General features: G+C 74.1%; 6 protein-coding genes. 1 reads left to right on the forward strand and 5 read right to left on the reverse strand.

From position 1 onward, the window contains the following. From C1I97_RS26245 to C1I97_RS26260, 4 genes are all read right to left on the reverse strand, one after another. Positions 1–1277, reverse strand: a 1277-nt coding sequence (locus C1I97_RS26245; RefSeq protein WP_441349154.1) for an ATP-binding cassette domain-containing protein, incomplete at its 3' end; no start/stop codon positions are given. A 101-nt stretch (positions 1278–1378) separates the two neighbouring features. After that, positions 1379–2137, reverse strand: coding sequence for an NUDIX hydrolase (locus C1I97_RS26250; protein WP_111005636.1), 759 nt, complete (start codon positions 2135–2137; stop codon positions 1379–1381). A 129-nt stretch (positions 2138–2266) separates the two neighbouring features. Further along, on the reverse strand, positions 2267–3799 hold the full coding sequence (locus C1I97_RS26255; protein WP_111005637.1) for a DUF4192 domain-containing protein: 1533 nt from the start codon (positions 3797–3799) through the stop codon (positions 2267–2269). A 333-nt stretch (positions 3800–4132) separates the two neighbouring features. After that, positions 4133–6289, reverse strand: a complete 2157-nt coding sequence (locus C1I97_RS26260) for a RecQ family ATP-dependent DNA helicase (RefSeq protein WP_111005638.1) — start codon at positions 6287–6289, stop codon at positions 4133–4135. Between the two features lie 283 nt (positions 6290–6572). Between C1I97_RS26260 and C1I97_RS26265 the strand changes: the two genes are divergently transcribed. Then, on the forward strand, positions 6573–7187 hold the full coding sequence (locus C1I97_RS26265) for a hypothetical protein (protein ID WP_111005639.1): 615 nt from the start codon (positions 6573–6575) through the stop codon (positions 7185–7187). A 36-nt stretch (positions 7188–7223) separates the two neighbouring features. Here C1I97_RS26265 and C1I97_RS26270 read toward each other — a convergent pair. After that, positions 7224–7743, reverse strand: a 520-nt coding sequence (locus C1I97_RS26270) for a hypothetical protein (protein ID WP_258382745.1), incomplete at its 5' end; no start/stop codon positions are given.

The following is a 7743-nucleotide window of genomic DNA, read 5'->3' on the forward strand; positions in this document are numbered from 1 at the left end:
GTGCGGTACAGGGCCTCGGCACCGCCGGCCGGGTCCGGGGCGTCGGAAACGGTGACCGGGTGCGGGCCGGCCGGGCCCGTGGCGGGTACCCCGCCGTCGGGACCGGCCGCGCGGAGCCTGTTCCCGGCGTGGGCCGCGGAGGCGCCGACCTTCGCACGCGCTTCGTGCGGTGTACTGTCCTCGTGTGCGGTGACGGATGCCTGTGGGGGACCCGCGGGGACAGTCACGCCTCCCGGGGTTTCCGTGACGGTGACTCCTGTGTCTTCCGTGCGCGCGACGACTGCCGCGTGCGCCGCAGGGCCGGTGGCGGACGCCTGCCGCTTGCCGGCGGCCGTGGACGCCGCCCGGGCCCACGGCTCTTCGGCCGCCGGGTTCGCACCCGAGGGAACCGTCCCGGCCCCGGGACCCATGTCGCCGATCTCGTCAGCGAGTTGGTGGATGAGGATGCCGTGACGGAACGCGGCCTCCCCGATGTCGGCGCACGTACTGCCGTAGACCGACAGACGGTTGCCGTCCTCGCGTACGACTTCCACGGAGCGGCGGGCGGTGCGGGCCTCCTTGGCCAGCAGGGCCCCGAGCCGGGCGGCGTGCGGGCTGCGGACGGCGACACGGGGACGCAGGCGGTTGCGGGCGAAGTCCTTGGCCTCCTGGTCGGCGACGAGCCTGCCACCCTCGAGGGTGACGACGCGGTCGGCGGTGCGTGCCGCCTCCTTGGGGTCGGCCGTGGTGAACAGGACCGTGCCGCCCTGGGCGGCATGGGCCCGCAGCATGCCGTGCAGCCAACGGCCTTCCCGCGCGGACAGCCCGCCGGCCGGGTCGTCGAGCACCAGCGTGTGCGGATCGGACAGCAGGGCGCAGGCCAGCCCCAGCCGTCGGTCCATCCCCCGCGACAGAGTGCCCAGGCGCTCCTCCCGGAGGCTGACGAGCCCGACGACCTCGAGGACTTCGTCGGCACGCCGGGCGGGAAGCCCCATGACGGCGCACAGCATCCGCAGGTGGCCACGGACCGTGCGTGAGGGGTGTCCCGGGACGTCGCCGAGGAGAACGCCGACCTCGCGCGCGGGATGGGCGATGCGGTGCAGAGGCCGACCCTTGAAGTAGGTGATGCCACGGCCCTGTTGGAGCTCGAGCATGAGTCTGAGCGTCGCCGTCTTGCCCGCGCCCGCCGCTCCGAGGAGCACGGTGACGCGGCCCGCGTGTGCTTCGAAGGAGACGTCGTCGACGGCAGGCGGAAGGTCCTTACGGGAGTCGCTGGTCAATCCGAAGGCCTGGATCACCCGCAGCAAGATAGCGCGCCATGTCTGTTTTTTAGGGTATTGCCCCGTTCTTTCGGGTTCTCCGGCCCGTGGCGCACTCGGCGATCCGCCGGGGCCGGGGGTCAGACCTCCGGGCGCAGCATCGGCGGATTGAGCAGCGTGGCTCCGCCTGCCCGGAACAACTGGGCGGGCCGTCCGCCCTGCCGAGTGGTCGTGCCCCCGGTCGGCACCAGGAAGCCCGGCGTACCTGTCACCTTGCGGTGGAAGTTGCGCGGGTCGAGGGCCACGCCCCACACCGCCTCGTAAACACGGCGCAGTTCCCCGACCGTGAACTCCGGCGGGCAGAACGCGGTCGCCAGCGACGAGTACTCGATCTTCGAGCGGGCTCGCTCGACTCCGTCCGCGAGGATCTGGGTGTGGTCGAAGGCGAGCGGCGCCACCGGCTCCCCGTCGCGGCCGTAGCCGCCCTGCTGCAGCAGCTCCTCCACGGGCGCCCACCGGGCGTCGCCGGCGTCGCCGCCCGCCCGGGGCGCGGGCAGCTCCGGAGCGAGGGCGAGGTGAGCGACGCTGACGACCCTCATGCGGGGATCGCGCTTGGGGTCGCCGTAGGTCGCGAGCTGCTCCAGGTGCGCACCGTTGTCCTGGACCGGGGCGAACGAGTCGTGGACGCGCAGTCCGGTCTCCTCGGCCAGCTCCCGCGCCGCCGCCTGCGCCAGGTCCTCGTCGGCCCGTACGAAACCTCCGGGCAGCGCCCACCGGCCCTGGAACGGAGGCTCGCCCCTGCGTACCGCCAGCGCGCACAGGGAATGGCGGCGCACGGTCAGCACGACCAGGTCCACGGTGACGGCGAAGGGGGGAAAGGCTGACGGGTCGTAGGCCATGCCGCGATCATAGTCGTCTGCCTGACGATAAACACTCCCTTCCCCGATCGCACGACGGCTGATCCGCATCGGTCCGCGGGCTTTCCGGCCGGGCCGGGAAACTGCGGGCACCGCCGCTCGGATGAGCGTTCACCCGTGTCCCTTGGAGGCGTCGCTGCCCGGTTCCGCGCCCGGCCCAGCAGCGCCTCGGCGACGCGGACCGCCCTTCGCCGAGGTACGCGCACGTGTGCGGCCCGATGCCCTGAAAGGACCCGGGCGTGCGCCGTCCGTCCGCGAGGCCGCCGGGTGCGTCCCGTCCGGGCCCGGCCTGCCCGCCCACGTCCGGCGCCGACGGCGGGACGCCGCACCCGGCGCCACCGGCGCACAGCCGCCTTCGGTTCCGGTTGCCTCGTGCGGCACGGCGGCGTCCGCGCCGGCCCCGGCGGCCGGTCCTTCCTGCGGCATGGCGGCTTCTGCCGTCTCCTCCGTGTCGGCGCCGCCGGCTTTCGCCCCCGTACGTCCCCGGCGCTCCGCGCGCAGGCAGCGCCGGACGGATTCGGGGTCCAGTCCCTCGTTGCAGGCCTGGTGCAGGAGGCGGGCGAAGAGGTAGTCGGGGTCCGCTCCCAGCGCCATGGCCAGGGCTTCCCGGGCCTCCAGTTCGTCCCCGGCCGACCAGGCGACCCAGCCCGCGAGAGTCAGCGGCGCCGCCGCGTGTTCGCCGTACGGACCGACGCAACGGCGGGCGAGGGCCCGCCACAGCCGCAGTGCCGGGCCCGCCTCGTCTCCTTCCATCCACTCCGCCGCGCGGTCGCGTGTCGTACGGTCCTGCAGGCCGAGGATCAGCGACGCGGCCTCCTCGTGCTCGAGCAGCCGGTCGTCGCGGAGGTCCGCGGGGACGGTGTCGGGGACGGAGGGGGCCTCGGCGAACCGGCGCATCACGCGCCCGGCGAGCTCCAGGGTCTCCTCGGCCACCGCCGCGCGGTCCGCCTCGTCGAGGATCCTGGGCACCAGGGACATGCCGGCGGCGTCCAGGGCGATCTCCTGCTCCAGGGCCGCGGAGGTCTCCCAGGGAAGCAGTCTGGCCCTCAGCTCCTTCAGGCTGCCCCGTACCTGGATGCCGGCGTAGGTGGCCGCGGCGGCCAGCACGGAGGTGCCGGGCAGCCCCATGGGCAGCCCGTCCTCGGGGCAGCAGCTCTCGGTCGGACAGCAGTACGACCAGAAGCGGCCGCCGGAGATGCAGAGCGCCTCGATCACGGGAACGTCGAGGCGGCCGCACTCCGTGCGCAGTTTCCGGGCCAGCGGCTCCAGCCGCCGCATGACCTGCCGTCCCGTCTCACCCGCCGCCGGCTCCTGACAGACGAAAGCCACCATCTGCTCCGGCTTGGCCCCCCTGCGCTCGCTGCCCGTGATCAGGCCGTGGGCCAGCTGACGGGCCGCGGACGGCCAGTCGTCGCTGCTGGGAGGAATGCCGAGCCTGGCCCTTCCGCCGAACCTGCCGCGCCCGCCGCGATCGTGCAGCGCGACCAGGACGATGCTGTCCTCGGGCCGGTACCCGAGCAGATACGGCAGGGCGTCGGCGAGCTCGGCCGGAGTGCGGAGGGTGACCTGGTGTTCGGGGCCAGGCCCGTCGTAGGCGATGTCGCCGTTTTCGGAGGGTCCGGTCGTTTCGCTGTGGTTCGTCATGCGTCGACGATCTCGCGGAACGCAAAAATCCGCTTGACCCTGTGGACAACTCCGGTCAAGGACACGTCAGCCGTAAGCGGGCCCGGCTCCGTCCCGCCTCGTCTTTCCGGTTTCCGGGGACCGCAAAAGGTCCGCCGGATGACACACCGGTCAGCTCGTCCCTGCGGGTCCGGAGCCTCCCCGGCGGACCGTCACCGGACGCTTCCGATCGCTTGGCCGCGGGTTCGGGCCCTGCCGGGAGACGGGTGCGCGCCCGTCACGGCGGGGCAACGGGTCCGGTCGCGCCCACGGAATGCCGCGCCCACGGAATGTCGCACCCCAGGATGGGGCGGCTCAGCCCGCCGCGGCGAGGACCAGCGGCAGAACCTGTCCGCTGCCCGCCCGGCGGAGCAGGCGGGCGGCGACCGCGAGGGTCCAGCCGGAGTCGGTGCGGTCGTCCACGAGCAGGACGGGGCCGGGAGAGCGGGCCAGGGCAGCGGTCAGCTCCTCGGAGACGGTGAAGGCGCCGGACAGCGCCCTGAGGCGTTGGGCGGAGTTGCTGCGGCGCACCGCGTGCTCGCCCGGCCCGGTGTACGTCAGGGCCCCCAGGAAGGGGAGGCGCCCGGCGGTTGCGATGCCCCGGGCGAGGGAGCCGACCAGGTGCGGGCGGGACAGGGACGGCACGGCGACGACGCCCACGGGCCGGGCGGTGGCGTCCGGGACATTCGGTGCCCAGCCGCCCGGAGAGCGCGCCCAGTCGGCGAGGACCGCCACCGCGGCCCGCAGGACGTCGTCGGGAACCGGCCCGTCGGGCGTGTTCTCGGCCAGCAGCGGGCGCAGCCGGTTGCCCCAGCCGATGTCCGAGAGCCGCCCCAGAGCACGCCCGGTGGAGCACTGCTCCCCGGCCGGGATACGTCCCTTGAGGTCGACGCCCAGTGCGGGCATCCCCGTCGGCCACATGCGGCGCGGCTCGATCTCCACCCCCGGGCGGTCCAGTTCCTTCGCCGCCCCCGCCAGCGTCTCCGCCGAGACGGAGGCGTCGGCCCAGGCCCCCGCGCAGTTGTCGCAACGGCCGCACGGGGCCGCCCCCTCGTCGTCCAGCTGCCGGCGCAGGAACTCCATCCGGCACTGTGCCGTGCTCGCGTACTCGCGCATGGCCTGCTGCTCGGCCGCCCGCTGCCGGGCGACCCGGGCGTACCGCTCGGAGTCGTAGACCCACTCCTCGCCGGTGGAGATCCAGCCGCCCTTCACCCGCTTCACCGCGCCGTCGACGTCCAGCACCTTCAGCATCGTCTCCAGCCGGCTGCGCCGGAGGTCGACCAGGGCCTCCAGAGCCGGCACGGACAGGGGCCGTCCCGCGTCCGCGAGGGCCGAGAGGGTCTGGCGGACCTGTGCCTCGGGCGGGAAGGCGGTGTCGGCGAAGTAGCGCCAGATGGCCTCGTCCTCCTTGCCCGGCAGCAGCAGCACATCGGCGTGGTCCACCCCGCGGCCCGCGCGGCCCACCTGCTGGTAGTAGGCGATCGGCGAGGACGGCGAGCCGAGGTGGACCACGAAGCCCAGGTCCGGCTTGTCGAAGCCCATCCCGAGCGCCGAGGTCGCGACCAGCGCCTTGACCCGGTTCTCCAGCAGGTCGGCCTCGGCCTGCAGCCGGTCGGCGTTCTCCGTGCGCCCCGTGTAGGAGGCCGCCTTGAAGCCGCGCTGCCGCAGGAAGGCGGTGGCCTCCTCGGCGGCGGCGACGGTGAGGGCGTAGACGATCCCGGAGCCCGGCAGCTCGTCCAGGTGCTCGGCGAGCCAGGCCAGGCGGTGCGCGGCGTCCGGCAGCCGGACCACACCCAGCCGCAGGCTTTCCCGCTCCAGAGGGCCCCGCAGCACCAGGGCCCCGCCGGCGCCGGTGCCCAGCTGTTCGGCCACGTCCGCGGTGACCCGCGCGTTGGCGGTCGCCGTGGTGGCCAGCACCGGGACGCCGGGGGCGAGCTCGGCCAGCATCGCCCGCAGCCGGCGGTAGTCCGGACGGAAGTCATGCCCCCAGTCGGAGATGCAGTGCGCCTCGTCGACCACCAGCAGACCGGTCGTGGCCGCGAGCCCGGGCAGCACCTGCTCGCGGAAATCCACCGCGTTGAGGCGCTCCGGACTCACCAGGAGAACGTCGATACCACCACGCTCGATCTCCTCGTGGATGCTGTCCCATTCCTCCGGGTTGGCCGAGTTGATGGTGCGCGCCCGGATACCGGCCCGTGCCGCCGACTCGACCTGGTTGCGCATCAGCGCCAGCAGCGGCGAGACGATCACCGTCGGGCCGGAGCCGCGCCGGCGCAGCAGAGCGGTGGCGACGAAGTACACCGCCGACTTGCCCCAGCCGGTGCGCTGCACCACCAGTGCACGCCGTCGCTCCCGCACCAGAGCCGCCACCGCCTGCCACTGGTCCTCGCGCAACCGCGCCGAGCCTCCCGGCTCACCGACGAGCTCGGCGAGGACGGCGTCGGCTTCGGCACGGAGTTCCAGGTCTTCCATGCCTCCATGCAACCCGATGGCACTGACAATCAGCCACTCCGGTCCGCCCGGCGGGACCGGTCTCAGGAGTCGTACGGCGACACACCGGGTAGGAATATAAGCCGCGGGTTGCCCGATAAGGGCCGGTGCCCTCAAATGCTCGTTGCCGCATCCAAGTTCGACAGGAAGAATTGAGGTCCGCTCCCCGCACGGCCCGGCCGCGATCGGCAGGGCTCTCCTGCGGTGTGCGCTCCCCCGAATCCGACCCCGCCCGCAGTGTGGGCGCGTTGCCGAAGGGAGGAACGTGACCTTCGGATTCGCCCCGTCCTCGGCGGCATCGTTGTCGACGCCCGCCGCCTCCGCCCATCGCGTGCTCGAACCCGCGGAGTGGGCTGCCGCGGGCATCCCTCTGCTGCGCAATCCCCGCGAGGTCGTCAGCGGACTGCACGCCCGGCACCGGCCCACGCCGGCCACCGCTGTGATCGCGGTCCTCGACCCGGACGACCGGCTGCGGGCGAGCGCGTCGTTCACCCGCCGGCCGGCGCCCGCCGACGGCTGGATGCTCCGCAACGCGCTGCTCGCCCAGCTGCGCCGGGTCATCCCGCACGATCTGCGGCGCCGCACTCCGGTGCGCACCGCCGTACTGCTCTACTGCCGTGACGGCGACGCGCGCTGGACGGAGGAGGACGGTGCGTGGATGTGGGGTCTGCGTGACGCCTGCACCCTGCACGGACTGCGCTGCGGGGCGTACATCACGCTGACCCGGGACGGCTGGCAGGTCCTCGGCGAGGACCGCGGGGGCCGCCGGCCGAACGCGGACTCGGCACCCGAGCCCTTCGGTACGGCCGAGTTGCCGCCCCCGCCGCCGCGCACCGGAGGGGCGGCCTCCGAGGTGCTGCGCCGGGCGGCGGCCCGCTGATGCCGTCGGCGACGCCTCCGGCGTGCCGACGGCGGCTCAGACGTGCGTGTCCAGCACCGCGTTGATCTGCTGCGGGTCACCGCAGACGATCAGCAGCGCGCCGGCCCGGGAGTGGGCCAGGGGCAGCGCCGTGGCGGCGACGCCGTCGGTGCCGCCGTTGACGGCGACCACGACCACGGGACGGGACGCGGCGCGTGAGGCCACGGCGGCGTCCGCGTAGAAGACGTCGTCGCGCGCGTCGTGCTGCGCCCAGTAGGACGCCTCGCCGAAGGACAGCTCGTGCGTGGCCCACGGGTGCGGCTCACCGGTGGTGATCACCAGGACGTCGCCGGGCGCACGGCCCGACTCCAGGAGCAGGTCGACCGCTTCCTCGGCGGCGTCGAGCGCTCCCTGGGCGGAGGCCGGGATCAGCTGGATCTGCGGGGCCGCGGGGGCGGCGGGCCCCGACGGTTTGGGCTTGGCCGCGGCCCCTTCTCGCGACGTGCGTTGCGTCGGCGGCGCGGGCCGCACGGGGCCGGGACGACCGGGGCGCGGCCAAGCCCAAACCGTCGGGGCC

This window comes from Streptomyces sp. NTH33 (assembly GCF_003236365.1).
In the GTDB taxonomy this organism is placed as follows: Bacteria; Actinomycetota; Actinomycetes; order Streptomycetales; family Streptomycetaceae; genus Streptomyces.

Bases quoted from the DNA above. Each gene is read 5' to 3' on its own strand.
- C1I97_RS26250 (WP_111005636.1), bottom strand. From the start codon at position 2,137: ATGGCCTACGACCCGTCAGCCTTTCCCCCCTTCGCCGTCACCGTGGAC.
- C1I97_RS26255 (WP_111005637.1), bottom strand. From the start codon at position 3,799: ATGACGAACCACAGCGAAACGACCGGACCCTCCGAAAACGGCGACATC.
- C1I97_RS26260 (WP_111005638.1), bottom strand. From the start codon at position 6,289: ATGGAAGACCTGGAACTCCGTGCCGAAGCCGACGCCGTCCTCGCCGAG.